The organism is Pedobacter polysacchareus, from assembly GCF_019802255.1.
Taxonomy (GTDB): Bacteria; Bacteroidota; Bacteroidia; order Sphingobacteriales; family Sphingobacteriaceae; genus Pedobacter; species Pedobacter polysacchareus.
Genome location: NZ_JAHYSS010000001.1, coordinates 852,059 through 877,915 on the forward strand (window position 1 = coordinate 852,059; position 25,857 = coordinate 877,915).

The window sequence follows — 25,857 nt, forward strand, 5'->3', positions numbered from 1 at the left end:
GTTTAACGAGGCAAGTAAATTTTTTAAACAGATTGCTCTTCCATGTAACTTTCAATCGGTGGGCAAGCACAAACCAATGACCTGTCGCCAAAGGAATCATTCACTCTACCTACTGAAGGCCAGAATTTGAAAGCTGCAACATAAGGAAGTGGGAAAGCAGCTGTTTGTCTGCTATAACCATGATTCCATTCATCAGCTGTTACAATATTAGCGGTATGAGGTGCATTTTTCAATGGGTTATCAGTTTTGTCCAATTCACCATTTTCTACTGCAGTTACTTCTTTTCTGATCGCAATTAAAGCATCGCAGAATCTGTCTAACTCATGTTTCGGCTCACTTTCAGTAGGCTCTACCATTAGCGTTCCTGCTACTGGGAAAGATACTGTTGGGGCATGGAAACCATAATCCATTAAACGTTTTGCAATGTCAACTACTTCAATGCCGTAGTTTTTGAAGCCTCTGCAATCCAGGATCATTTCGTGTGCACAACGACCATTTGCACCAGAGTACAATACTGGGTAATGCTGCTCTAAACGCGCTTTCATGTAGTTTGCGTTAAGAATGGCATTTTTCGTTGCATTCATTAATCCTTCTCCGCCCATCATTGCGATGTAGGCATGAGAGATCACTAAGATCGAAGCTGAGCCCCAAGGTGCAGAAGATACTGCAGGAATAGATTTTTCTTTATTGATATCCACCACTGCATGAGCTGGAAGGTAGGGAACCAGGTGTTTAGCTACACCGATTGGGCCCATGCCAGGACCACCACCACCGTGAGGGATACAGAAAGTTTTATGTAAGTTAAGGTGACAAACGTCAGCACCAATGTTACCTGGGCTGGTTAATCCTACCTGAGCATTCATGTTTGCGCCATCCATGTAAACTTGTCCGCCATTTTCATGGATGATGTTACAGATGTCGATGATGCTTTCCTCAAATACACCATGTGTAGATGGGTAAGTCACCATTAAGCAAGAAAGGTTTTCTTTGTGCTCTTCTGCTTTGATTTTTAAATCGGCAACGTCAATATTACCGTTCTCCAAAGATTTAACGATGATGATTTTCATTCCAGCCATTGCTGCAGAAGCTGGATTGGTTCCATGCGCAGAAGAAGGAATTAAAGCCACATTACGGTGATGGTCACCGCGATCCTGGTGGTAAGCTCTGATCACCATTAGACCTGCATATTCGCCCTGAGCACCAGAGTTTGGCTGTAAGCTCATGGCTGCAAATCCAGTGATTTCACTCAACCATTTGTCTAGCTCATTGAAAACAGTATAGTAACCCGCAACCTGATCTGCCGGAGCAAATGGGTGGATTCTACCGAATTCTGGCCAGGTTACCGGAATCATTTCAGTAGTTGCATTTAGTTTCATCGTACATGAACCTAAAGCGATCATCGAGTGACAAAGAGAAAGGTCTTTTGCTTCTAATGATTTAATATAACGCAGCATTTCATGCTCTGAATGGTGCGAGTTGAATAGTGGGTGTGTTAAGTAAGCAGAAGTACGTTGCAAAGCAGCTGGAATCACTGTTGCAGGATTTTCTTCAGACATTTCAAAGCTATCCGCAGCGATACCTTTTACTTTCGCAAAGATTTTCACCAATAACTTCACATCTTCCAGGTCTGTAGTCTCATCTAAAGAGATGGTCACTACGCTGCCATTGTAGTTTAAGTTGATCTCATTGTCTACACATTCTCTATGGATAGAATCAACAAGGTTGCCTAAGTCTAACTGAATGGTGTCAAAGTAAGATTTATTCAATTGTGTATAACCTGCTTTCTCTAATGATTCAGCTAAAGTTACCGTCAATCCATGCGTACGTTCTGCGATCAGTTTCAATCCTTTCGGACCGTGATAAACTGCGTAGAAACTAGCCATAATCGCTAATAACGCTTGTGCAGTACAGATGTTGGAAGTCGCTTTATCTCTACGGATGTGCTGTTCCCTGGTTTGCAAAGCCATACGTAAGGCGTAGTTATTATTGCTGTCGATCGTTACCCCGATGATACGACCTGGAATAGAGCGTTTGTATTCATCTTTAGTAGCGAAATAAGCAGCATGAGGACCACCGAAGCCCATTGGCACACCAAAGCGCTGTGTAGTACCTACCACTACATCAGCACCCCATTCACCTGGAGGCGTCAATAAGGTTAAGCTTAAAAGATCTGCAATTACGGTCACTTTTACATTTACACCATGAGCAGTATTCGCGAAACCGGTATAGTCGAAAACCTCACCATTACCAGCTGGGTATTGAATGATTGCACCGAAGAATTCTTCATTCAGTTCAACCGTTTGGTGATCACCGATCACTAATTCAATTCCAAAAGGATTGGCACGGGTTTTTAAAATGTCAATTGTTTGTGGGAAGATCAATTCTGAAACGAAGAATTTCTTCGCATTTGAGTTTTTGCGCAAGCTGAATTGCATGAACATCGCTTCAGCAGCAGCAGTACCTTCATCCAATAGAGAAGCATTTGCGATTTCCATACCTGTAAGGTCGATTACTAAAGTCTGGAAATTTAACAGGGCCTGTAAGCGACCTTGTGCGATCTCTGCCTGGTAAGGCGTATATTGAGTATACCATCCTGGATTTTCCATCACGTTACGCAAGATTACTCCTGGGGTAGTGGTGTCATAATATCCCTGACCGATATAAGATTTAAATACTTTGTTTAAGGAAGCAGTTTTCTTTAAGCTGCTTAGGTAATCCTTTTCAGATTTCGCCTTTGGCAGGTTTAATGGCTGTTTTAACCGGATCGATTGAGGAACCGTTTGTTCTATTAATTCGTCAACAGAACCCAAACCAAGGGTGTCTAACATGGCATTGGTATCCTCTGTGTTAGGAGCAATGTGACGATCTTTAAAGTCTTCTTTGTAATGAATATTTAAGCTCATGAAATCTATATATAAAAAGTTCCGCAAAGGTAATAAAAAATACACTTAGCTCTAAGCGGAATTGATCATATATCGCTATTCTCCAACGAGTATCCAACCGCTATCTTTTTTATACTTTAATTTATAAGATTTAGTGATATAGTTACTGGCTGTCCCCTTGTTTTTCAGCCAGATAGCAAAATCATTAGGCTCTTTTTTTAAGGATACCGTCACACGTGCAACTTTCGAATCTCCTTTGATCATGGTAATTGGTTTCTCTGCATCCATCACATAGTCTAATGCACGAAGCGTAGCCTGAGAAACATTCTGTTTTAAAATGTAAGGTTTACTCTTGTCTGTTAAGACAATTTTATAAGTAAACACGCTGTCTTTCGACAAGAATTTCTTTTTCTGATCCTGCAGGTCAAGGCTTACCCAGCCTTTTTCCTGCAGGGTCTTATATTTTTCTAATGCTAACTTATCATTTTTACTCTTAAACCTGATTTCACCCAGCTCCATTTTTACCTCTTCATAAACCGGGTTGGCTTTAAGATAGTTTTCAATGACATCTGTTGCGGTGCTTTCGTCTAAATTCTCAGCAGCACCTTTACAGCCTGCGATAAACAAAATAAACAATGCGGAAAGGGTCAGTAAATTCAGGTTTTTCATAAGAGGGATAGGTTAATTTTGTAGTTGACGGAGGTACATTTGAATGGTATTTTCCAGGCCAAGGTAAAGGGCGTCGCTGATTAAGGCATGGCCGATGCTGACTTCCAGTAACCCCGGGATATTTGCTGCGAAATATTTCAGGTTTTGTAAGTCGAGGTCGTGACCAGCATTGATGCCTAAGCCCAATTCATTGGCAGTTTTCGCAGCGGCGATATAAGGTTTAATGGCTTGTTCGCGGTTTTGATGGTAATGACGAGCATAGTCTTCAGTATACAATTCAATGCGATCTGTACCACTTGCTGCGGCTGCTTTCACCATTTCTTCTACCGGATCTACGAAAATAGAAACGCGGATGCCAGCGGTTTGAAATAGCTGCACCATTTCTTTCAGGTAATCCTGGTGTTTGATGGTATCCCATCCATGGTTTGAAGTGATTTGCCCTTCTGTATCGGGTACCAGTGTAACCTGAGCAGGTTTATTGGCCAGGACCAGGTCTACAAATTTCTGCTCTTTACAATTTCCTTCAATGTTAAATTCTGTAGCAATGACTGCTTTTAAGTCGAACACATCCTGGTAACGGATATGTCTTTCGTCCGGACGCGGGTGAACCGTAATGCCCTCTGCTCCAAAGCGCTCACAATCCAGCGCTACCTTTACTAAATCCGGATTATTTCCCCCGCGACTATTTCTTAAAGTCGCAATCTTATTGATGTTAACAGATAAATTTGCCATGAGGTAAAAATAGCAGATTATTTCCTTATTTTGTTCTAAGCAATGCTCCTAATTTATTAAGCCATTCTTCATGAAGTTTCTTTTTACATTTCTATGCCTGTTGAGTTTACAAAGCCTGGTGCATGGCCAGGATGCAAAGGCAGACCCGAAAGGTTTTCCCGTGATTGCACATCAGGATACGCTGTTTTACATCCAGAATAGGTTAGGCTCCTTATCGGCAAAGGAGCGTGCGGAAAGAACTTCTGAGAAAGTCGAAAAATTGGCAGACGACCTGCTTTTTGTACCTGATTCTGTGAAGGTGGTTAAGGATTCCCTGGTGATGGATATTGCCTATAAAGGCGATATTCTGATGAGTTTATCTAAGCTGGATGCTGATTCCGTTCGGATGGGTGTAGAGGTGCTGGCGAAAACTTATCAGCAGATTATCGTGGATAATGTGATGGAGTATAAGAAAGAAACCGATGTGGTAGAGCTGTTAAAGCGTGCTGGATTGGGGATACTGATCCTATCTGTACTTGGTGCCTGTCTGTTTTACCTGAACAAGTATTTCAATCGTTTCCGCGGTTGGATCAGCAAAAGACTCCACCAAAAACTGAGCAAGCTTAAAATCAAAGACTATGAGCTGATCAATCGGAAAAGTGAACTGTTATTGATCAATAAAATCCTGCATCTGGTCAAATTTATACTGATGTTTTTGTTGGTATACCTGACCTTGCCGCTGGTGTTCCGTCTTTTTCCATGGACCAAGCCTTTGGGTGATCATTTGATGAATTTTGTACTCAATCCGCTGAAAAATATCTTTTCAGCATTGATCAATTTCATTCCTAACCTGATCACGATCCTGGTAATTTTCTTCGTTTTTCATTATGTGAAAAAGCTGATCAGATTTTTAGCAGGGGAGATTGAATCGGAAAAGTTAAAGATCAATGGTTTTTATCCGGACTGGGCAAAACCAACTTATAATATCATCAAACTGGTGTTAAACGCCTTTATGCTGGTGGTGATCTGGCCATTTATCCCTGGGTCCAATTCGGAGATTTTTAAAGGAGTATCGGTGTTTTTAGGACTGTTGATTTCTTTTGGATCTTCTTCTGCGATCAGTAATGGCGTAGCGGGGATGGTGATTACTTATATGCGTCCTTTCAAAGTAGGGGATGTGGTAAAGATAGGAGACATTACGGGTGCTGTATTGGAAAAATCCTTATTGGTCACCCGTTTGAAAACTATAAAAAATGAAATCATTACGATCCCGAATAGTGCCATTCTGAATGGAAATACGGTCAACTATACGAGTTTATGCGTAGGTGAAGGTTTGATTATACATACGACACTCACCTTAGGTTATGATATTCCATGGGCTAAAATCCATGAATTGCTGATTGGTGCTGCATTGGCTACCGAAGGAGTGATCAAAGAAAAACAGCCGTTTGTACTACAAACCAGTCTGGACGATTGGTATGTTTCTTATCAGCTGAATGCGTATGTATCCAGGCCGGATATCATGGCGGTGATTTATTCGGAGCTCCATAAAAACATCCATGAGGCTTTTGATGCAGCGGGAGTAGAGATCATGTCGCCGCATTACCAGGCAATGAGGGATGGAAATGCAAGTACGCTGCCTAATAAAGCAGTAGCGGATACAGGTGGTTTATTGCCAGATTCAAAAATTTAATCCTTAGCGCTTGCTATAAAAAAAGGATGTTGTTTCACACAACATCCCTTTTACTTTTTAAGCCTAGGCTTATATTTTCAGTTTTAGCGGATTTACATCCGCTAAAAACTTAATTTGCTTAGTATCTATAAGCCTCAGGTTTGAATGGACCTTCTACAGGAACACCAATATAATCTGCCTGGTGCTGATCTAGAACGTCTAATTCTACACCGATTTTAGCTAAGTGTAAACGTGCTACTTTCTCATCTAAGTATTTAGGAAGCACATAAACTTTATTCTCATAATTAGCGGTGTTTGTCCATAATTCTAATTGCGCTAAAGTCTGGTTAGTGAAAGAGTTAGACATAACGAAACTTGGGTGACCAGTAGCACAGCCTAAGTTTACCAAACGTCCTTCAGCCAATAGGATGATATCTTTACCGTCGATGGTATATTTATCAACCTGTGGTTTGATTTCCACTTTAGTATCACCATAGTTGGAATTTAACCAAGCTACGTCAATCTCATTGTCAAAGTGACCAATGTTACAAACGATTGCTTTGTCTTTCATTAATTTGAAATGTTCTGCACGAACGATATCACAGTTACCAGTTGTAGTTACGATAATATCAGCTTCTTTAACAGCAGTAGCGAATTTCTTCACTTCATAACCTTCCATTGCCGCTTGTAACGCACAGATCGGATCAATTTCAGAAACGATTACACGTACACCTTGTGAGCTTAATGATTCTGCAGAACCTTTACCCACATCACCATAACCAGCAACAACAGCCACTTTACCAGCCATCATTACATCAGTTGCACGACGAATCGCATCAACCAATGACTCACGACATCCGTATTTATTGTCGAATTTAGATTTAGTTACTGAATCGTTTACATTGATCGCAGGTAAATGTAAAGTGCCATTTTTCATGCGCTCATATAAACGGTGAACACCAGTAGTCGTTTCTTCAGAAAGACCTTTGATGTTTGCAATCAGCTCAGGGAACCTATCAAAAACCATGTTGGTTAAATCACCACCATCATCTAAGATCATGTTTAATGGCTGACGCTCCGGGCCGAAGTGTAAAGTTTGCTCAATACACCAATCGAAATCTGGTTCGTTAAGACCTTTCCATGCATACACCTGAATTCCTGCAGCAGCAATCGCAGCAGCAGCGTGATCTTGCGTAGAAAAGATATTACATGATGACCAGGTTACTTCTGCACCAAGTTCTACCAATGTTTCGATCAAAACAGCAGTTTGAATCGTCATGTGTAAACATCCTGCGATGCGTGCACCTTTTAATGGTTTCGAAGGACCGAATTCTTCGCGTAATGACATTAGTCCTGGCATTTCTGCTTCGGCTAATCCAATTTCTTTACGACCCCATTCCGCCAGTGAAATGTCCTTAACTTTATAAGGGACATAAGTTGTCTCTACTGATGACATATTTCTATATTTAAATGATTAAATGCGAACTATTACCTCGTTTTTAATAGGCTCAGCATAGTTTTACTGGAACCTTTTTGAAAACAGGTTAATTATGCGACAAAATTACACAATAGTTTGGCCAATTTCAAAACCGTTTCATTAGCTGTCAGATAGGAGAGCTGGTTATGACATAAGAAGGATAAAAGATTTATATTAGGATGAGAAAATATAAGGCATGGATACTGGTCGGGAAGAGACCTGTGTTTTTATAGGCTCTGGAAGGGGTTGCTATAGGGTTTGGATAGCAGAGACTATAGCAACCCTATCGGAACCCCTTCCGAACCCTATGGTAATGCCCTTCTCTTCCCGAACACTACCCGACCACTTTCTCGTCTTTTTTTTATACTTTTTATTTAAATAAGGTTCAACATGTATGAGGGTGTCTTTGATATGAAGATTTGAGGCTCGCAATTTGTTTGTCACCTGATGGGCGATTTCAGGTGCATCAAATACAATGGATGATTTTGAAATGATCTAGCCTTCCGCAAGATTATGCGGTTATGCATTTGAAAAAGAAGAAATGAAAAATATTGTTTTTTGAAAAACAAAAAAGCCTTTCAGTTTCACTGAAAGGCTTTTTGCTATTTTGCTCCCTCTGCTGGGCTCGAACCAGCGACCCTCTGATTAACAGTCAGATGCTCTAACCAGCTGAGCTAAGAAGGAGTACTGGTTGCCAAAATAAACGGCTTTTTGGTGCTTAAAACAACATTAAGCTTCGTTCGTTTTGGGAATGCAATATTAGGAGTTTTTCGCCGATTATAAAAGTACTATCACAAGTTTTTTTTAGATTTTAAATTAAGCCCTTAGTTTAGTGGGAATTAAAATTCATTTTTTATTTCCTGAAAAGCCTTCAAACGGGGTTATGCAGCATTAAATGGATAAAATCAAAGTAATTTGAAGGTAAAATCAAGGGCTAAACCGATGTATTTCTTTGATAGTAATGCATGTTGCTGTACATTTGTATGGATTAACGAATTAAAGAAAGAAAATATGTATCCTGAATATTTAGTAGAACCAATGCGTGCAGAACTTACTAAAGTAGGTTTCGAAGAGATGAAAACTGCAGCAGATGTAGATAATGCAATCGGCACTGAGGGTACCGTATTTGTAGTGGTAAACTCTGTTTGTGGTTGTGCAGCAGCAAATGCCCGTCCTGCAGCAAGATTGGCAGCAGCAAATGAAAAACATCCTGATAAATTGATTACTGTATTTGCAGGTATGGAAAAAGAAGCAGTGGATAGAGCTAGAGGTTATATGATGCCTTTCCCTCCATCTTCTCCATCAATGGCTTTATTCAAAGATGGTAAATTGGTTCACATGATCGAACGTCACCAGATTGAAGGCAGACCAGCGCAAATGATCGCTGATAGCTTGATTGGTGCTTTTGAGGAACACTGCTAATCATTGCCAAATATTAGGCATAAAATATATTAAAACAGGGCTTGGTTTTTATAAAACCAAGCCCTGTTTTGTTTAGGGTGTATTAATACCCTATGTTTTTTTCGGGGAGTATCTCCAAATCTTTATGCCGTCTTCCCGACAGAGATCATGTTTGCTCGACAGGAATGCTTTAGAAATCTTTATTCAATAGTTTTTCCAGTTCTCCAAAAGAAACATTCATCCGTACTCTTCCTTGTTTTGCATAAGCGATTTCTCCGGTCTCCTCAGAAATGATTACTGCAACAGCATCCGTGGTTTCGGAAACACCGATCCCAGCTCTGTGGCGTAAACCAAATTGTGGAGGGAGCTTGTCGTTATCTGTTAAAGGTAAAATACAACTGGCACTTTTGATTTTGTTTTCTGCAATGACTACCGCACCATCGTGCAGCGGACTGTATTTTTGAAAAATACTTTCCAGCAATCTTTTCGATATTCTGGAATCAATCACCTCACAGCTATTGGCGAAAAGTTGATCGTCATAAAATTTGACAAACACAATTAAAGCCCCTGTACGCGATTTTTTCATGCTTTTGCAAGCATCAATGATCGGTTTAATACGCACCAGATTGTCCCTTTCAATATTTTTACTGCCGAAAATATAACCCCACCAGGCTTTATTCTGCTGGAGGAAGGTGTTTTTTCCAATCAATAGCAGGAAACGCCGGATCTCCGGCTGAAAGATCACAATCAAGGCGATGATCCCCACGCTCATGAACTTGTTGATAATGGTAGAAAGTAACCTCATGTTGAGCTGATCTACCGCAAACCAGATGATCAGAATGATCAGCATGCCTAGCAGCAAGTTTACCGCCAGTGTGTTTTTTATCAGGTTGTAGATATAGTAAATAAGGAGCGCGACAAATATAATGTCTACCACATCCGTTAATGATACTCTTAGAAAATCGAAATCAAATCCTTTCATTATGCCCAAGTTAGGTATTTTTTGATATTAATCGCGAGCGTGCTTTTTTAATGCGATCTGGTTTTCTCTACCAAAGCAATACATTCTGCCGCTGCTTTCACATCGTGTACCCTCAGTATGCCCGCGCCTTTCATCAAGGCGATGGTATTTAGAATAGTGGTTCCGTTTAAAGCCTCCTGCGGATCATTTCCAAGAAAATTATAAATCATCGATTTCCTGGAAAAACCAACCAGTAATGGCAATTCAAAAATATCCAGTTCTTCCAGTTGGTTCAGCAATTGATAATTTTCATCGGTAGTTTTCGCAAAACCAAAACCAGGATCAAGGATGATGTCTTTTACACCTAACTTTCTTAAGGCCGCAATCTTCTGAGAAAAATAATCTACCAGATCCAGACCGATATTCGAATAACCGGTTTGCTGCTGCATATTTTGCGGGGTACCACGCATGTGCATCAGGATATAAGGAACCTGTAAATCAGCTGCGGTTTGGAACATGGCCTCATCCAGTTCTCCTCCGGAAATGTCATTGATCAGGTGTGCTCCAGCCTCTACACTTTCCTTCGCTACTTTCGCGCGGAACGTGTCAATAGAAAGCCAGGCTTCAGGGAATTTTTTATTGATGATTTCTACAATAGGCACCATTCGGCTTAATTCCTCTGCTTCACTAACTTCTGCAGCACCGGGACGGGAAGAATAAGCGCCAATGTCGATGAACTTAGCGCCCTCATTCAGAAAAGTTTCCGTTCGTCTTAAAGCGTCATCGGCATTGTCAATTCTACTGTTATTGTAAAATGAATCCGGGGTCAAGTTGAGGATTCCCATCACTGTTGGCTTGCTGATATCTACAAGCCTGCCTTGCAGGTTTAGTGTGGTCTTTCGGTTTAAAAATGTATCTTTAGCCATCGTATAAAACAAAAATACGGTATTTAAATAGCTTTAAACTAAATATTTTAATTGTTTTGGCAACAAACACCTCAGAAGAATTCGATTCAGTAATTGCGGTTTGTAAATCGCTTTTTATAAAGAAAACAAAGGACTATGGAACGGCATGGCGCATACTTAGGCCATCCTCTATTACCGATCAGATTTTCATCAAGGCACAGCGCATCCGTACCCTGGAAGATAAAAAAGTTTCCATGGTAGATGAAGGCGTTATTCCCGAATATATCGGCATCATCAATTACTGCTTGATGGGAATGCTGCAGCTGGAATTGACCGAAAGTGATCCTTATGAGTTGGATCCTGCTTATGTAGAACAGCTTTATGACGGGAAAGTAACCCTCACCAAAGACCTGATGTTCGCTAAGAACCATGATTACGGGGAAGCCTGGAGGGATATGCGCGTGAGTTCTTTAACAGACCTCATCCTAATGAAAATTTTAAGAGTAAAACAAATAGAAGACAATGCCGGTAAAACATTAGCCTCAGAAGGGATCGATGCCAATTACCAGGATATGCTCAACTATTCGGTTTTTGCATTAATTAAACTTGGCCTGAAATAATGAAGAAAATCGCCCTAAATTTTGCCAGAATATTTGTTGGTGTCCTGTTTATATTTTCCGGACTGATCAAAGCGAATGACCCACTGGGCTTCGGTTATAAATTACAGGAATATTTTGAGGTCTTTCACCTGCCTTTTTTAAGTGGGATTGCTACCGGAATTGCCATCTTACTTTGTGTGATGGAAATCGTGCTGGGGGCATTACTGCTTTTTGGCTTTTGGGCTAAAAAGGTGACGGCTGGCTTATTGGCGGTGATTATCTTCTTTACCTTCCTGACTTTCGTTTCTGCATTTTTTAAAGTAGTGACCTCTTGCGGTTGTTTTGGAGACGCGATTCCTTTAACGCCATGGCAGTCTTTCTCTAAAGATTTGGTCCTGCTGGTGTTGATCATTTACCTTTTCCTTCATAAGGATTTAATCCGTCCAATTACGACCAACCGCAGCTGGCAAAGTGCCTCTTTGGCCATCGTATTGTGTGCTTCGCTGTTGTTTAGCCAGTATACTTACAGCAGGTTGCCGATTTTGGACTTCCTGCCTTATAAAGTAGGGGCCAGTATTCCGGAGCTGATGGCTATCCCTCCAGGAGCTCAGCCCGATGAGTTTCTGATCATGTATAACCTGAGCAATAAGAAAACAAAAGAGAAGAAGGTGATGAGCGACAAAGATTACCTGAAAACGGAAATCTGGAAAGACGAAAACTGGGAAATTGTAGGTACACCTGAAAAGAAACTGCTCAAAAAAGGATATGAACCGAAAATTAAAGATTTGCTGATCAGCGATGCCTCTGGTACAGATTACACGAAAGAATTGATTGAAAATCCTTATTATAATCTGATATATGTGGCCTATAATCTGAATGATACAGATGGAGAAGCAATGGCAAAATTAAACGCGTTGGCATTGAATGCTGCGGAACAATTTAACATCAGAACGGTATTGCTGACTTCCAATTCTGCACAGGATGCACTTGCTTTCAGTAAGAAAATGAAACTGTTTACAGAAGTTTTTTATGCGGACGCTGTTCCTTTGAAAAGTATGGTAAGGGCGAATCCAGGGGTGTTGCTGCTTAAAAACGGCGTCATTATCGATAAATGGCATTACAATGCAGTACCTTCCTTTGAGGTGCTTTCTGAAAAATATTTTAGTAAATAGCCGATGTTTGCTTATGCCCTCAAGAAGTCTTTCTATGGACTGGCGGTGATGCTGGGGGTGTTGACTGTGGTCTTTTTACTGTTTAATGTGTTGCCGGCCGACCCAGCGAGAATGACGATGGGGCAACGCTCCGATGTACAGTCGCTGGAGGCTGTCCGAAAAGAATTTGGCCTGGATAAATCCAGGCCAGTTCAGTTTTTTCTATACCTCAACGATCTTTCACCTATCAGTCTTCATGAAGATAATACCGAAAACCATAGCAAATATCACGATGTGAAATTGCTGGACATGGGGAATGAAGTACTGGTTTTAAAGTGGCCTTATCTCCGCAGGTCTTACCAGACCAAACGTGAGGTGACGATGATCTTAAAAGAAACAGTTCCAAATACTTTTGTGCTGGCTTTATCGGCGATGATTTTTGCCACTGTAATTGGGGTACTTCTAGGCGTCATTTCTGCCGTGCATAAGGATACCTGGATTGATAAAGCGGCAAATTCATTTGCCATTTTGGGGATTTCTGCTCCTTCTTTTTTTGCAGGAATTATCATTGCCTGGCTGTTTGGCTTTGTCTGGAGCGATTACACGGGCTTAAATATGTCGGGCAGTCTTTACAGCTATGATCCTTTTAAGGGTGAAATCATGACCTGGAAAAATCTTTTGCTGCCCATGCTGACACTCGGCTTGAGGCCACTGGCCATTATCGTGCAGCTCACCAGAAGCGCGATGCTTGATGTACTGGCTCAGGACTACATCAGAACTGCCAGGGCTAAGGGTTTGAGCAGACATGTCATCATTTACAAACACGCATTAAAAAATGCTTTAAACCCTGTCATCACCGCAATTTCCGGTTGGTTTGCAGGATTATTGGCGGGTTCTTTTTTTGTAGAATATATTTTTGGATACAATGGCTTGGGAAGAACCACCGTTACCGCCCTGGAAATGTCAGATTTTCCGGTAGTAATGGGCTCAATTCTTTTTATTGCTTTTATATTTGTGGTGATCAATATTCTGGTAGACTTATTGTATGCCGCTGTTGATCCCAGAGTTAAACTTGCTGAATAAAAATGAAGATATTCCTGATAGGATTTATGGGTTGTGGCAAAAGTACGCTAGGTAAAAAACTGGCAACTAAACTAGGATATGATTTTATTGATCTGGACCATCAGATTGAAAAACTCGTAGGGATGTCTATTGGCGCTTATTTTGCCGCAAATGGAGAATCTGCCTTCAGGATCTTTGAAAGTAAAACGCTAAAAGAATTAATTTACCCGGACAACTGTGTGGTGGCCACAGGTGGGGGAGCGCCTTGCTATTTTGACAATATGCAATGGATCAATGAAAATGGGCTTTCCATTTATATAGAAATGCCTCCTGCGGCATTAGCGAAAAGATTGGAAAGTGGAAAAGATAAGCGTCCTTTACTAAAAGACATGAATGAAGAAGAATTGATTGCTTTTATTGCCAGTAAACTGGAAGAACGTAATCCTTTCTATCAGCAAGCGAGTCAGATTGTAAACGGGATCAGCCTTACGCCCGATGCCTTAAGAGTATTGGTGCTATCGTATGTTTAAAGGCCTTCTAAAGGTCTTCTTTCTCAAATTGTTCTTCTATAAATTTAATGTGGGTTTTGCCATGCGGCGCAGGATTACCATCTTCGTCTACATTCACAAATACCATTTTATCAATGGTCAGGATGCTTTTTCTGGTGATCTTGTTTCTAACTTCGCAGCGCATCGTTAAAGAGGTGTTTCCGAAATCGGTTGCAGTGATGCCCATTTCTATGATGTCGCCCTGTTTTGCTGAGCTGACAAAATTGATTTCCGAGATGTATTTGGTAACTACCCTTGGATTGCTGAGCTGTACAATTGCATAAATCGCCGCTTCTTCATCGATCCAGCGGAGCAAGCTACCGCCAAACAGCGTCCCGTTAGGATTCAGATCTTCTGGTTTTACCCATTTTCTAGTGTGAAAATTCATAAGCCTTATTTTATTCAAAATTAATCATTTAAGGCTTTATGAATCTCAGATCGGTGTAAAGAATCAATTATCGTAAAGGAATGATTCTTTTACTACCTTGGCTTTTTCTTCATTTGATAGTCTACGGAATAAGGACCTGAACCTACCACCCAGAATAGAATCAGCAGCATCAATACGATGATGGAAAGCCATAATTCTGAATTTAGAAAGGAAAATCCCCTGGATAAGTTAACAAATAGTATTGCACAGACCAGAATTGGAATTTGAATCACCACAGCAAACCTGGTCAGCAGGCCAAGTACAATCAGTAAGCCACCTACCAGATGGACAAACCCAATCACATGTACCGCTACACTCGCCATCATCCCTGAAAAACTAAACACATTATTTTGCAGCAGTAAATCCTGTAAGGCTGCTGTGTTGCTCACGATCGCAATGCCCTTACCAAAAATGAGTAAACCTAAAACAATCCGTACCGCATCCAGCCATTTGGCATGGTGCAGGTCTCCCCAGTGTTCAATCCTTTGAATAACAGTCATGATATACCTCCTTGTTTTAAAAAATGCTACTTGAAGTTAAGGAGAATAAACAAGATTATCAAGGGCTTTTTAGTGGTTAATTTACTGCTGTTCAGTCGCTTATTTGGTCTTTGGATTGGGGATTCCAGGGGCTGAAGGACAAATGATAATTTCTGTTCAAAAATGGTTTTTTTACACAAATTCTGTTTTACTACTGCTTTGATATTGCTTAAAACCCTGTTTTTCAGCGGATAGCGATCCTTAAAATAATTTTCCATGTCACCACTTCGATAGGTTTTGTAGTTTATATTTGCCATGTATGAATTAAAATATAATCCCCTATTATCTTGAAATTCTAATACATTGATCAACGTTCTCATTTTTTTGTTGATTCCCCGCTTGCATTTAGGCGTTATTGCAAGACGGATTTATAAAACGCATTAATAATATTCAATATGTCCCCCCTATATTGAATTATCCCGCTTCATGGCATTCGGTAGGAATGCCATGAAGTTTGTTTTTTTTCAGTATTTTCTTATTTTGTATCTATATATGATCACTCAATAAATTATTTAAAAATAAATATACCCTAATGAAAATCAGCCAATTGATGCTTCAGACTGTGTTTTCGAGGAATTTTACTTCCAGTTTTAACTAAAAAAATAATTAATTATTGTTATTTTTCCAGGAAATTCAAAGTGATTTTAAATAAATTCCTTTTTATTGCATGGTTTTTGTAATTAAACCTAAAATTTATTTATTGTATTAAAATTTTCTTCCAAACCATTCGTTAGCACTATTGTCCAGTTGTCCTTTATAAGAATCCAGTATTGATATGGTTAAAAAAGAACCCACAGAAGCCATTAAAAGCCGTTTATTAACGGAACGTAAGTTGATAGATGCAGTAGGTACGATTATTAAGGCTAAAGGTTACCGTGCATTGGGCGTGAATGAAATCGCCCGGGAGGCTAAGGTCAGTAAGAAACTGATTTACCGGTATTTTGAAAATGTAGACCGCCTGATTGAGACCTATGTAATTGAAAAAGATTACTGGTTATCCCATAAAAAACACATTTCCAACGACATTGAAGGCATCAATAAAAAAAGCGCCTTAATAGATACGATTTCCTCACTTCTTGAAAAGCAGTTTGAGTATTTCTGGAATGAAGAAGAAATGCAGAAGATCATTCTTTGGGAAATCTCAGAAAGAACCATCTTGCTGGACAGCGTCTGTAAAGTAAGGGCAGAGCAGGGAGATGTACTGCTGGAGATGTCAGATCCTTATTTCAAGAATTCTCCGGTGAGTTTAAGGGGGGTATCAGCGCTGCTGGTTTCTGGAATTTATTATATGGTACTTCATGCCAAGAAAAACGACAGCACCATCTGCGGATTGGATATTAACTCAGAAGCGGGAAGAGCCGAAGTGAAGAAATCCATCAAACACATTATCGAATGGGCATTTCAGGCAGGGAAAATTAAAAACAAGACTACTTAAATGTATCGAACTGTGGTTGTAGAATGGCCGAAAAGGTTGTTCTTGGCGGCAGATTCAGATAAGGGTAAGTCACCTTAGATAAATACAGCCCTTGCGGATGTGCAGGGGTAATCAGTCTAGGCGTTTCTTTACTGATCAGATGATGCTCAAATTCATCCACAGTCAATTCCCCTTTACCAATTTTCAGCAATTGTCCCATGATGATCCGGATCATTTTCCCTAGAAAGCGATTAGAAGAGATTTGGAAGCGTAAACGGTCTCCACTACTATCTACGGTCAGTTCTGCTGATTTTACATAACAGAGCGTATGCTCGTATTTATCAGGGCTGGTGCAGAAAGGACGGTAATCCTGGTATTGAGGCAGCAATGCTGCGGCTTGTTTCATTTGATCAAATTTTAGATCAGGTAAAAGATAGTACGCGCTATGTCCGTTAAGAAAAGGGCTTTTATAAGTGTGCAAAAAGTAATCATAGCTGCGCTGTACGGCGTCAAAACGGGCATGAGGTAAGCCTTCCATTGGAATGATGTCAAAAACGGCAATACTGGCCGGCAAGAGCTTGTTTAAGCGAAACATCAGGTCGAAATCCCATGGCTGTTCTATATCCATGTGAAAAAAGAACTGACTCGCATGAACATGAGCATCAGTACGGCCGCAGCCATTGATAAATATTGGGGTTTTCAGGATCTGTGTCAGTGCATTTTCTATTACGCCCTGCACATTCATCACTCCGGGTTGTTTCTGCCATCCATTAAAATGAAGGCCATGGTAGCCTATATGTACAAAATACCTCAATGTCTTATCTTCTTGCTCTCTTATTTAACTCTTCTATTGGCATATTCATCATTCTTCCAATCGGCTGTTTACCTCTGTAAGTGATCACTCTTAACATCGTTGCATCTTTTGGCGGTGTTAGTTTTTCCGTATACTTCGGATAAAAACGATCCGGGAAGGAGTTGTCGAAACTGTAATAGATGTCCAGTCCCGTAATTTCGGTATTCAATTCAATGATCAGCTGCTTATCCGCAGAGCGGCTCACTTTAAAAATCGGGTCGTACACACTCGGTGCATATTTCGTTTCTGCAACATCCAGGCGCTGAAAGTGCTGTTCAACTCTTCCAAAAAAGTTTTCCCAGTTTTTCTTTTCTTTGGGCGACCATACAGATTCTGCAATGGCCATTCCTCTTGGCCAAGTCATGTATTCGGCCTGACGGATATTGGTAACTTGCTCTGTCCATAAATTGGCTTGCCCGCCTTTAATGTATTTCGGGTCCACACCTGCAGGAATGGGGTCAAATTCGTAGGCTTTACTCAAACGCAGGGAAGCATATACTCTTGGTTCTGTAATTTGATCGGCCTGCATATAATCCAGGTAAGCATAAGTACTGGGACTCATGACCACTTCATGTTTTTTCATTGCGGCATCCAGCCCGTTTTTTACACCTCTCCAGCTCATCACTGCAGCGCTTGGAGAAAGATCCCCATCCATGATCTCATCCCAGCCCATGAACTTTTTGCCTTTGGATTCTACAATTGCCTGTACTCGTTTTTCAAAATATCCCTGTACCTGATGCATATTCTTTAATCCTTCTTTCTGCATCAATGCTTTGATGGCATCGCTCTTTTGCCAGAAGTTAAAAGGGGCTTCATCACCTCCCATGTGAATGTATTCGAAAGGGAACAATGCGGCTACCTGGGTAATCACGCTATCTAAAAAGCTGTATACTTTTTCATTCGCCGGACAAAGGGTATTGTCTACCAAGGCGGTTGGCGGCGCTCCTCTGGACCAGTCCATGATTCTTTCGCCAGAGCGAACACGGTAATTTTCTGCACCAGGAGTACAGGAAAGCTCCGGGTAAGAAGCAATGGCTGCTAAACTATGACCTGGAACGTCGATCTCCGGCATGATGTTCACAAACCGATCCTGTGCGTATTGAATGAGTTCTTTTAAATCTTCCTGGGTATAGAAACCGCCATAAGTACGGGGCTCATCTGGTGTAGGAGGGATGAAATTCCCGAATTCTCCGGTCTTTTTCACATTCCATGCACCAACTTCAGTTAATTTTGGGAAACCTTTGATTTCTATTCTCCAGCCTTCATCATCGGTGAGGTGTAAATGAAGGATGTTGTATTTGTAGCGAACCATCGCGTTGATGTATTGTTTTACTTCTTCTTTTGTGAAGAAATGGCGGGCTACATCCAGCATTAGGCCTCTCCAGCCTACACGCGGATAATCGGTAATGTCTACGCAGGGCGCAGACCAGGTTTGTGTAGCTACTGGTTCTTTACTTTCTATTTCTTTAGGGAAGAGCTGTATCAGGCTTTGCGCGCCATAGTATAAGCCGGCTGCTTTATTGGCCCTGATCAGAATTTGATTGGTTTTAACGGTCAGCTGATAACCTTCATTTCCTAACTGTGGATTTTGTTTATCATTTAGGATTAGCCTGATTTGCGCATGATCTCCAGCATGGCCGCTCAGTATGGAAACATACCTGCCAGTAGGAATAGACAATCTTTCCTGTAGGAAAGCAGTCACTTGTTTCAATTCCGGATTTGCCGGGGCATGGATGGATACATTTTCAGGTAGGATGAAATGACCAGCCTGCTTAATTACAGAAACAGGTTCTGGAATGATGGCAATTTCGGTAGGAAGCAGGTTTGATATTGCCGGCTCAGTCATCGTTGTGGTAGTTGGTAGAGGCCCCTGGCTATAACCAGCAGCGCTGATCATACCAGTCAATACCAACAGAAATAATCTCTTCATAGCAAAGGTTAACCGTATTTCTTATGTTTAAAAACTGTCGCAATTTATCAATAAAAAGGCAGATAATGAGCCGATTCCTTTATTTTAAAACATCCAGTACCTTGAATAACTTCTTGTTAATGCCCGATCCGTTATAGTTATTGATGTTGATTACGATGACGTATTTGTTGCCTGTTTTATCGGTATAGTATCCGGCATAAGCGGAAACATCGGCAATGCTGCCACTTTTTAGCTTCATGCCGTTGTTGTCGGGGATTGATTTATAGAAGTCTGGAAACCAGGTTTCTTTTTGTGATTGAAAAAGGATTTCGGCCATGGCCAATGGGGTTACCCTGGTGGCTGGTGATAGTCCGCTGCCATCTACAATGTTCAAAGCACGTCTGTCCATCCCTTTTTGCGCCCAGAAATTGATTTCTGTTTGTGCGCCATTGGCGGTGGTTGGTTGTTTACCGGATTTCCAGGCCAATGTTTTTAGCAGGTGTTCTCCGTATAAATTGACACTTTTTTTATTGAACCAATACACCATTTCCGATAAGGTAGGAGAGGAGATTGTGATCAGCTTCTGTTGAACAGCAGGTACGGATTGCTGGTCTGCAGCCAGCAGCCTGGCGGTAGTGGGTTGTAATGGTGTGGCAATGCCGATGCGTTTCAGGGTATCCTGTAAGCGAAATGCTGCATCATAAGCAGGGTTAGGTACTGCAGTAGAAACTCCTGGTTTGGAAATCCCCAAGGCCCAGGTTCCGCGAAGGTAGGCGAGGTTGCCATCAGGAGGCAGGTAGGAATACGCATGGTCTCCGCTGCCTTCAGCACCAGCTTTCAGCTCATTTACGATTTTTAGGTAAGGCATTTCCGGAACCACTTTTAAAATAGATACCGGTTGATCTTTGGAGTTACTGGCTTTCAGGTGGATGTCGAACTGGTTCTCGCGCCAGCTGAGTGCGGATGGACCGGCACCGTAATAATTGCCAATGTCTTGCCAGATCCAACCATCAGGTGTGCTTTGCGTTCCCCAGATGCTGTCGTCACCAATGATTTTACCTTCAATTTTTTTAATTCCTGCGCGCTGTATGGCCATTACCCATTGCTGCAGGATGTAATTTTCTTTAGTGTTTTCGTAGCGCCAGGAGCCTAAGGTAGGGTCTCCGCCGCCAACGATGATGAGGTCTCCTTGTAAAGTGCCATCTGAAGTAATCTGGCCGCTATAAGCAAGGGTAGTTTGGTATTGAAAGTCTTTGCCGAGCATACTGAATGCTGTCGCAGCAGTAATGGTTTTCAAAGTGGAAGCTGTAGCAAGGCCCAATTCTTCGTTTTTGCCCAGCAGTAGCTTTCCGGTATTGGCATCCAATACGCAAAGGCCAATGATCGCATGTTTTGCCTGACCATCATCTTTTAATACCTGATAAGCTTGTTCCAGTTTTTCCAGTGGAGTTTGAGCCTGGGCAAGCTGCTGTAAAAGGATCAGGGATAAAAAGGCAATGTTTCTGACAATATTCATAATTGGAGTCAATGTAGCTATTAACGAAAAATTGAGGTACAGATTGCCTTTTAGAGCGTTCCGTACCTCAATCATTTTTTATAGGTAATAATTAAACTAGTTCTTTACTTACCAGGTATTCTGCAATTTGTACCGCATTGGTTGCTGCACCTTTACGAAGGTTATCTGCAACGATCCAAAGGTTTACGGTGTTTGGCATAGATTCATCACGTCTGATTCTTCCAACAAATACTTCATCTTTCTCATGAGCATCTTTTGGCATTGGGTATTTCAGGTTGGCAATATCATCCACCACTACGATTCCTGGAGTTTTAGCTAATAATTCTCTCAATTCAATTACGTCAAATTCGTTGTCAAACTGGATATTTACTGACTCAGAGTGGCCACCCATTACTGGAATACGAACTGTAGTAGCCGTTAAACGAATGCTGTCGTCTCCCATAATTTTATTGGTTTCCTTGATCATTTTCATCTCCTCTTTGGTGTATCCGTTTTCTTCGAAAACATCAATCTGAGGGATTACATTTAAATCGATAGGGTAAGCATACGCCATTGGGCCATCCATGATGCCTTTACGCTCATTCATCATTTGTTCTACTGCTTTAACGCCAGTTCCTGTTACAGACTGGTAAGTAGAAACTACCACACGTTTGATTTTATATTTATCATGTAATGGTTTTAAAGCCACTACCATTTGAATAGTTGAGCAATTTGGATTGGCAATAATCTTATCATCAATAGATAATTCATGAGCATTCACTTCTGGTACCACTAATTTCTTAGATGGGTCCATGCGCCATGCCGATGAGTTGTCGATTACTGTGGTTCCTGCTTCAGCGAAACGTGGAGCATGTTCTAATGAGGTGCTGCCACCCGCAGAGAATAAAGCAATATCAGGTTTCATTGAAATTGCAGTATCTATGTTTACAATTGCGTACTTCTTACCCTTAAAAGTGATTTCTTTACCAACACTTTTTTCAGATGCAACCGGGATTAATTCGGTCAACGGGAAGTTACGCTCTTCTAACACTTTTAACATTACGGTACCTACCAGACCGGTGGCGCCTACAACTGCAATTTTCATTTCTTTAATTGGTTTTTTATAGTTCTTATTAATTTATAGTATTCAGTTTTTTGTAATAAGTTCTTTTTGTCAGTGGCTGATTCCGGCCATATTTTTCAAATATGGTGAAATTTTTGTGCTTTTTGATGCTAAAGTACTCAAAACTTGCATTTTAATGCGCTTTAAAGATCATCGGAGTGGTTTGTCTCCAGACACTGGATCTTTAGGATTAAGTTAAAGAATGATGGTCATAAAAAAAGGGAAGTAGTTTTCGTAAACCACTTCCCTTGATATTTTAAGATTTTATTCTTCTTAAATCAATTCGCGACTTACGTAATCAAAGCTTTGCTTAATGCTAATAAATGGATCCTTGGAGAAATTCTCTTGTTCCACGATGGCATACTTCAATCCTGCCTGTTTGGCATGTTTAAAAAATGGTTTGAAATCAATCGCACCTGTTCCTACTTCTGTATTTTTACCATGGTTAGCTTTGTCCATATCCTTCACGTGCCACATGGGGAAACGTCCAGGGTATTTGTTAAAGAAAGCAATAGGGTCATTACCCGATCTTACCACCCAGTATAAGTCCATCTCAAACTTTACTAAATTCTTGTCGGTTTCAGCAAGCATGACCTCATATCCGGTTTTGCCATCATATTTCTTGAATTCAAAATCATGGTTATGGTAAGCCAGTTTCAATCCTGCTTTCTTACAGATTAGTGCAGCCTCGTTTAGGCGTTCCGCAACTTTTTTGTAATCGTCAAGGCTTGATCTTAAGCTTTCGCCCATCCATGGAATGGTTAGGAAGTCCATCTTAAGTGCGTTTGCGCCTTCGATAGCAATTTTCAGGTCGTCCTGGTTGCCGTCTTTTAAGAAAGAATCCAAACCGAAGTGTCCGCTAGGGGCGATGAGGCCGTTGTTATCCAACAGGCTTTTGAAAGCTTTAGGGGCCATACCGAAATAACCGTCTTTTGCAGAGTATCCGTAAGTTTCTACTTGCTTATAGCCTGCTTTAGCCACTTGTTCAATCACGCCTTTAGGGTCTTTACCGATCACTTCTCTCAAAGTGTACAGTTGAAGTCCAACAGGTTTTACCTTAGCAAAGGCATGCGCAAATGAAGGAAACAACAGGGCTCCTGCTGCAGCCATACCTGCGTTTTTTATAAATGTTCTTCTAGAGTTCATAAGTTTTGATTTATACGTCACAAATATTTACGGCGTCTCTCAGAGATTTGATTTTATCTTTATACTTCGGAATGAATTCCTGAGCCAGATAACCTTTAAATCCCGTTGCTAATATAGCTTTTATAATTGCAGGATAAAACAACTCTTGAGTATCGTCTATTTCATTTCTTCCCGGAACGCCGGCAGTATGGTAATGAGAGATGTACGGATGGTATTTTTTGATATTGCTGATCACGTTGCCTTCATCGATCTGCATGTGATAAATGTCGTACAGCAATTTGAAGTTTTCTGAGCCCAGTCTTTTGGCAAGTTCAGCACCCCATTTAGTGGTATCGCATTGATAATCAGTGTGATCAACTTTGCTGTTCAGCAATTCCATTACTAAGACTACATTGTGTTTTTCGGCAATGCCGATTACTTGTTTCAAGCCTTCCACACAATTGTTCAGACCGGTTTCGTCATCTTTTCCGCGTCGGTTTCCACTGAAACAGATCAGTTGTTTATAACCTGCTGCGGCAACTTTCGGAATCATTTCCGAGTAATTTTTAATTAATGTTGCATGAAATTTAGGGTCATTCCATCCATCCACAAGGTTAATTTCTGCGCCATTACACATGGAAGAGTCCAAACCATGCTTCTTTAAGGTAGGCCAGCCGGCGGGACCAACAAGGTCGATCGCCTTAATTCCGATCTTTTTGGCTTCGATACACAGGGCATCTAATTCCATATCACCGAAACACCATTGACATACCGAATGGTTCACATTCCCTTTTAATGCGGTAGATTGATAAGGCTCCATAGCAAAACTTGGCAATGTTGCCGAAACACCTAAAGCGGCGGTTCCGGCAACTATGTTTTTCAATGCAGATCTCCTGCTTAATTCTTCGGCCATTATAGGTTTACTTGAGTTTCTACTTTTTTCTTGTCATTGAAGAAAACAGCAAACAATAAGAATACCACTAAGGCAATACCTGAAGGAATGATCCATACCATTTTCCAATCGAATGAGCCATCGGCAAGTTTATAAGTATCTGTGATGTATCCAGCTACTTCGAAACCGATCAGCATCCCTACACCATAAGTCGCTAAAGTGATCAGTCCCTGCGCAGAACTTTTGTATTTATCACCCGCAATAGAGTTTGTATAGATCTGTCCTGATACAAAGAAGAAGTCATAGCAAATCCCGTGAAGGGCAATACCAATGATCAGCATAAAGCCTAAATCACCAGCATTTCCGTACGCAAAAAGCGCGTAACGTAAGCACCATGCCAGCATACCTACCAGAATCGTTTTCTTAAAACCGAATTTGGTAAAGAATACCGGAAGCAATAACAAGAACAATACTTCAGAAATTTGTCCGATCGTCATTTTTCCTGTTGGATCTTCCACGCCTACATTAGATAGGAAAGGGTGTGCATTCTGGTAATAGAAAGCAAGAGGGATACAAATCAGGATAGAAGAGATAAAGAAAATCGCGAAGTTTTTATCTTTTAGTAGTTTTAACGCATCTAAACCCAGGATGTCTGAGATTTTTACTTTCTCACCAGCAACAGCTTTTGGCGGTGTTTTTGGTAAGGCAAAGCTAAACAGACCCATCACTAGGGAAGCGATACCTGCCATTAGGAAGGTATTTTTAAGCAAACCTGCTTTTGCACCTTCTGCAGTATCCCAGTGGAAGTAGAAACTGATCAATAAACCAGCAACAATCCATCCGATCGTTCCAAATACCCTGATGGTAGAGAATTCTTTTTCAGGATCTTTCATTTGATTGAAGGAAACGGAGTTGACTAAGGCCAGGGTAGGCATAAACAGAATCATATAAGCCAATACATACGGGTAGAATACACTGATGTCTGTAGCATTATACATTTGATACATGAGTACGGCACCGATTAAGTGCAGCACACCCAGGATCTTTTCTGCGTTAAAATAACGGTCAGCAATCAGTCCAATGATGAAAGGAGCAATGATTGCGCCCCAGCTTTGGGTAGAGAATACTGAAGCCGACTGGCCACCTGTAGCATTGAGGTTGTTCCCCAGGAAGGTACCTAGTGTCACAAACCATGCGCCCCAGATGAAAAACTCCAGGAACATCATGAATGACAGTTTGATGCGGTTGTTAAGGTTCATTGTTTATTTCGTTTTTTTATTTGGTGTAATATTTTAGCGTTTCCTACGCCTTTCTGTTAAAGCTCTTTAATCAGGATGTTGCGGAACCATACCTCATCCCCATGATCTTGCAAAGCAATTTTTCCGGTCTTGAATGTAGCGAAACCTTCCCAATTTGCAAACTTACTGCCGGCAACTAATGCTTTAAACTGGTCGTCCCAAAGGGTAGTTTGTACTACTTTTACGCCATTTAGTTTTAGCTCCAGTTTACCGTTTTTGCTGATAATCTCTGCAGTATTCCATTCTCCGACAGGTTTAACTGGCTCTGAACTGCTCTTAATCAGGTCATAAAGATCTCCTGAACGGTGTTTTGTAATTTTTCCATCCGGGTGACCGTCATTGTCTAATACCTGCATTTCTAAACCTGTGCGATAGGTAGCACCATATTTTGGCTTGTCTTCATGAACATAAAAAATAATTCCACTATTTGCTTTTGGTGCTACTTTCCAGTCGATTTTCAAGTGGAAATTGCTATATTCTTTATCGGTCACTAAATCGCCACCACCTTTATTTCCAGCTTTAGGGTTAAAATGAAGGGTACCATCTGTCACTTGCCATTTTTCGCCTGCGGTATCCTGGCCATAGGTATGCCATCCTTTAGTGGTTTTACCATCAAAAAGTTTGGTAAATCCTTTGCTTTTGGATTGCGCATCACTATTGCTTGCAGCGAATACTGCGGTAAGTAGTATCGCTGAGAAGATATATGGTTTCATAATTTTTCTTTTTAGATTAAAAAAAGGAGGG

General features: G+C 40.9%; 23 protein-coding genes and 1 tRNA gene. 7 read left to right on the plus strand and 17 right to left on the minus strand.

What is annotated here, in order from left to right:
- Window positions 1-23 precede the first annotated feature (23 nt).
- The 3 genes from gcvP to K7X70_RS03540 form a co-directional block, all read right to left on the minus strand.
- Window positions 24-2,903 (minus strand): aminomethyl-transferring glycine dehydrogenase, encoded by a 2,880-nt coding sequence (gene gcvP, locus K7X70_RS03530; RefSeq protein WP_222535750.1) that lies wholly within the window; start codon window positions 2,901-2,903, stop codon window positions 24-26.
- 75 nt (window positions 2,904-2,978) lie between these two features.
- Window positions 2,979-3,551 (minus strand): hypothetical protein, encoded by a 573-nt coding sequence (locus tag K7X70_RS03535; protein ID WP_222535751.1) that lies wholly within the window; start codon window positions 3,549-3,551, stop codon window positions 2,979-2,981.
- A 12-nt stretch (window positions 3,552-3,563) separates the two neighbouring features.
- On the minus strand, window positions 3,564-4,283 hold the full coding sequence (locus K7X70_RS03540) for a pyridoxine 5'-phosphate synthase (RefSeq protein WP_222535752.1): 720 nt from the start codon (window positions 4,281-4,283) through the stop codon (window positions 3,564-3,566).
- Between the two features lie 70 nt (window positions 4,284-4,353).
- Between K7X70_RS03540 and K7X70_RS03545 the strand changes: the two genes are divergently transcribed.
- Window positions 4,354-5,955 carry a mechanosensitive ion channel family protein gene (locus tag K7X70_RS03545; protein WP_222535753.1) on the plus strand — a complete coding sequence of 534 codons (1,602 nt, stop codon included), beginning with the start codon at window positions 4,354-4,356 and terminating at the stop codon, window positions 5,953-5,955.
- Between the two features lie 118 nt (window positions 5,956-6,073).
- On the opposite strand, the gene ahcY is transcribed toward K7X70_RS03545, so the two are convergent.
- On the minus strand, window positions 6,074-7,390 hold the full coding sequence (ahcY, locus tag K7X70_RS03550; RefSeq protein ID WP_222535754.1) for an adenosylhomocysteinase: 1,317 nt from the start codon (window positions 7,388-7,390) through the stop codon (window positions 6,074-6,076).
- Window positions 7,391-8,021: 631 nt separating this feature from the next.
- Window positions 8,022-8,095: transfer RNA gene (locus K7X70_RS03555), tRNA-Asn, on the minus strand.
- Between the two features lie 327 nt (window positions 8,096-8,422).
- On the opposite strand from K7X70_RS03555, the gene K7X70_RS03560 reads away from it, so the two are divergent.
- On the plus strand, window positions 8,423-8,833 hold the full coding sequence (locus tag K7X70_RS03560; RefSeq protein WP_222535755.1) for a BrxA/BrxB family bacilliredoxin: 411 nt from the start codon (window positions 8,423-8,425) through the stop codon (window positions 8,831-8,833).
- A 169-nt stretch (window positions 8,834-9,002) separates the two neighbouring features.
- Here the strand turns inward: K7X70_RS03560 and cdaA are convergent, their stop codons facing one another.
- A complete protein-coding gene (cdaA, locus tag K7X70_RS03565) occupies window positions 9,003-9,794 on the minus strand; it encodes a diadenylate cyclase CdaA (RefSeq protein WP_222535756.1) in 792 nt (263 codons plus the stop codon).
- A 47-nt stretch (window positions 9,795-9,841) separates the two neighbouring features.
- Window positions 9,842-10,699, minus strand: a complete 858-nt coding sequence (gene folP / locus K7X70_RS03570; protein WP_222535757.1) for a dihydropteroate synthase — start codon at window positions 10,697-10,699, stop codon at window positions 9,842-9,844.
- A gap of 56 nt (window positions 10,700-10,755) precedes the next feature.
- Between folP and K7X70_RS03575 the strand changes: the two genes are divergently transcribed.
- From K7X70_RS03575 to K7X70_RS03590, 4 genes are read left to right on the plus strand one after another with little or no spacing between them, the layout of a single operon-like run.
- Window positions 10,756-11,298, plus strand: a complete 543-nt coding sequence (locus tag K7X70_RS03575) for a DUF1599 domain-containing protein (RefSeq protein WP_222535758.1) — start codon at window positions 10,756-10,758, stop codon at window positions 11,296-11,298.
- On the plus strand, window positions 11,298-12,449 hold the full coding sequence (locus tag K7X70_RS03580) for a BT_3928 family protein (protein WP_222535759.1): 1,152 nt from the start codon (window positions 11,298-11,300) through the stop codon (window positions 12,447-12,449). The genes K7X70_RS03575 and K7X70_RS03580 overlap by 1 nt, the downstream gene beginning before the upstream one ends.
- A gap of 3 nt (window positions 12,450-12,452) precedes the next feature.
- Entirely contained in the window at window positions 12,453-13,511 is a 1,059-nt protein-coding gene (locus K7X70_RS03585) for an ABC transporter permease (protein WP_222535760.1), read from the plus strand.
- Window positions 13,512-13,513: 2 nt separating this feature from the next.
- The gene (locus K7X70_RS03590; protein WP_222535761.1) at window positions 13,514-14,020 is read left to right on the plus strand and encodes a shikimate kinase; all 507 of its coding nucleotides are present in this window, start codon (window positions 13,514-13,516) and stop codon (window positions 14,018-14,020) included.
- A 7-nt stretch (window positions 14,021-14,027) separates the two neighbouring features.
- Here the strand turns inward: K7X70_RS03590 and K7X70_RS03595 are convergent, their stop codons facing one another.
- Together K7X70_RS03595 and K7X70_RS03600 are read right to left on the minus strand one after the other, a co-directional pair.
- A complete protein-coding gene (locus K7X70_RS03595; RefSeq protein ID WP_222535762.1) occupies window positions 14,028-14,426 on the minus strand; it encodes an acyl-CoA thioesterase in 399 nt (132 codons plus the stop codon).
- A gap of 92 nt (window positions 14,427-14,518) precedes the next feature.
- Window positions 14,519-14,965 carry a DoxX family protein gene (locus K7X70_RS03600; RefSeq protein ID WP_222535763.1) on the minus strand — a complete coding sequence of 149 codons (447 nt, stop codon included), beginning with the start codon at window positions 14,963-14,965 and terminating at the stop codon, window positions 14,519-14,521.
- An 814-nt stretch (window positions 14,966-15,779) separates the two neighbouring features.
- On the opposite strand from K7X70_RS03600, the gene K7X70_RS03605 reads away from it, so the two are divergent.
- Window positions 15,780-16,439: a TetR/AcrR family transcriptional regulator gene (locus K7X70_RS03605; RefSeq protein ID WP_222535764.1), complete on the plus strand. Its 660-nt coding sequence runs from the start codon at window positions 15,780-15,782 to the stop codon at window positions 16,437-16,439.
- Here K7X70_RS03605 and K7X70_RS03610 read toward each other — a convergent pair.
- The 8 genes from K7X70_RS03610 to K7X70_RS03645 form a co-directional block, all read right to left on the minus strand.
- Window positions 16,432-17,232, minus strand: a complete 801-nt coding sequence (locus K7X70_RS03610; protein WP_222535765.1) for a tRNA pseudouridine synthase A — start codon at window positions 17,230-17,232, stop codon at window positions 16,432-16,434. The two genes, K7X70_RS03605 and K7X70_RS03610, sit on opposite strands and share 8 nt — an antisense overlap.
- A gap of 4 nt (window positions 17,233-17,236) precedes the next feature.
- Complete coding sequence (locus tag K7X70_RS03615) at window positions 17,237-19,201, minus strand: beta-N-acetylhexosaminidase (protein ID WP_222535766.1); 1,965 nt, start codon at window positions 19,199-19,201, stop codon at window positions 17,237-17,239.
- A 79-nt stretch (window positions 19,202-19,280) separates the two neighbouring features.
- Window positions 19,281-20,696 carry a D-alanyl-D-alanine carboxypeptidase/D-alanyl-D-alanine endopeptidase gene (dacB, locus tag K7X70_RS03620; protein ID WP_222535767.1) on the minus strand — a complete coding sequence of 472 codons (1,416 nt, stop codon included), beginning with the start codon at window positions 20,694-20,696 and terminating at the stop codon, window positions 19,281-19,283.
- Window positions 20,697-20,787: 91 nt separating this feature from the next.
- The gene (locus K7X70_RS03625) at window positions 20,788-21,780 is read right to left on the minus strand and encodes an aspartate-semialdehyde dehydrogenase (protein ID WP_222535768.1); all 993 of its coding nucleotides are present in this window, start codon (window positions 21,778-21,780) and stop codon (window positions 20,788-20,790) included.
- A 291-nt stretch (window positions 21,781-22,071) separates the two neighbouring features.
- Window positions 22,072-22,944, minus strand: coding sequence for a sugar phosphate isomerase/epimerase family protein (locus tag K7X70_RS03630; protein ID WP_222535769.1), 873 nt, complete (start codon window positions 22,942-22,944; stop codon window positions 22,072-22,074).
- Between the two features lie 10 nt (window positions 22,945-22,954).
- Complete coding sequence (locus K7X70_RS03635) at window positions 22,955-23,836, minus strand: hydroxypyruvate isomerase family protein (RefSeq protein WP_222535770.1); 882 nt, start codon at window positions 23,834-23,836, stop codon at window positions 22,955-22,957.
- Window positions 23,836-25,074, minus strand: coding sequence for a nucleoside permease (locus K7X70_RS03640; RefSeq protein WP_222535771.1), 1,239 nt, complete (start codon window positions 25,072-25,074; stop codon window positions 23,836-23,838). The genes K7X70_RS03635 and K7X70_RS03640 overlap by 1 nt, the downstream gene beginning before the upstream one ends.
- A gap of 56 nt (window positions 25,075-25,130) precedes the next feature.
- Window positions 25,131-25,826, minus strand: coding sequence for a 3-keto-disaccharide hydrolase (locus K7X70_RS03645; protein ID WP_222535772.1), 696 nt, complete (start codon window positions 25,824-25,826; stop codon window positions 25,131-25,133).
- Window positions 25,827-25,857 lie beyond the last annotated feature (31 nt).

Coding starts and splice junctions, on each gene's coding strand:
- K7X70_RS03545 (WP_222535753.1), top strand. CDS start 4,354: ATGAAGTTTCTTTTTACATTTCTATGCCTGTTGAGTTTACAAAGCCTG.
- dacB (WP_222535767.1), bottom strand. CDS start 20,696: ATGAATATTGTCAGAAACATTGCCTTTTTATCCCTGATCCTTTTACAG.
- K7X70_RS03645 (WP_222535772.1), bottom strand. CDS start 25,826: ATGAAACCATATATCTTCTCAGCGATACTACTTACCGCAGTATTCGCT.
- K7X70_RS03600 (WP_222535763.1), bottom strand. CDS start 14,965: ATGACTGTTATTCAAAGGATTGAACACTGGGGAGACCTGCACCATGCC.
- folP (WP_222535757.1), bottom strand. CDS start 10,699: ATGGCTAAAGATACATTTTTAAACCGAAAGACCACACTAAACCTGCAA.
- K7X70_RS03540 (WP_222535752.1), bottom strand. CDS start 4,283: ATGGCAAATTTATCTGTTAACATCAATAAGATTGCGACTTTAAGAAAT.
- K7X70_RS03625 (WP_222535768.1), bottom strand. CDS start 21,780: ATGAAAATTGCAGTTGTAGGCGCCACCGGTCTGGTAGGTACCGTAATG.
- K7X70_RS03590 (WP_222535761.1), top strand. CDS start 13,514: ATGAAGATATTCCTGATAGGATTTATGGGTTGTGGCAAAAGTACGCTA.
- K7X70_RS03595 (WP_222535762.1), bottom strand. CDS start 14,426: ATGAATTTTCACACTAGAAAATGGGTAAAACCAGAAGATCTGAATCCT.
- K7X70_RS03635 (WP_222535770.1), bottom strand. CDS start 23,836: ATGGCCGAAGAATTAAGCAGGAGATCTGCATTGAAAAACATAGTTGCC.
- K7X70_RS03615 (WP_222535766.1), bottom strand. CDS start 19,201: ATGAAGAGATTATTTCTGTTGGTATTGACTGGTATGATCAGCGCTGCT.
- K7X70_RS03560 (WP_222535755.1), top strand. CDS start 8,423: ATGTATCCTGAATATTTAGTAGAACCAATGCGTGCAGAACTTACTAAA.
- K7X70_RS03605 (WP_222535764.1), top strand. CDS start 15,780: ATGGTTAAAAAAGAACCCACAGAAGCCATTAAAAGCCGTTTATTAACG.
- ahcY (WP_222535754.1), bottom strand. CDS start 7,390: ATGTCATCAGTAGAGACAACTTATGTCCCTTATAAAGTTAAGGACATT.
- K7X70_RS03535 (WP_222535751.1), bottom strand. CDS start 3,551: ATGAAAAACCTGAATTTACTGACCCTTTCCGCATTGTTTATTTTGTTT.
- K7X70_RS03580 (WP_222535759.1), top strand. CDS start 11,298: ATGAAGAAAATCGCCCTAAATTTTGCCAGAATATTTGTTGGTGTCCTG.
- K7X70_RS03630 (WP_222535769.1), bottom strand. CDS start 22,944: ATGAACTCTAGAAGAACATTTATAAAAAACGCAGGTATGGCTGCAGCA.
- cdaA (WP_222535756.1), bottom strand. CDS start 9,794: ATGAAAGGATTTGATTTCGATTTTCTAAGAGTATCATTAACGGATGTG.
- gcvP (WP_222535750.1), bottom strand. CDS start 2,903: ATGAGCTTAAATATTCATTACAAAGAAGACTTTAAAGATCGTCACATT.
- K7X70_RS03585 (WP_222535760.1), top strand. CDS start 12,453: ATGTTTGCTTATGCCCTCAAGAAGTCTTTCTATGGACTGGCGGTGATG.
- K7X70_RS03640 (WP_222535771.1), bottom strand. CDS start 25,074: ATGAACCTTAACAACCGCATCAAACTGTCATTCATGATGTTCCTGGAG.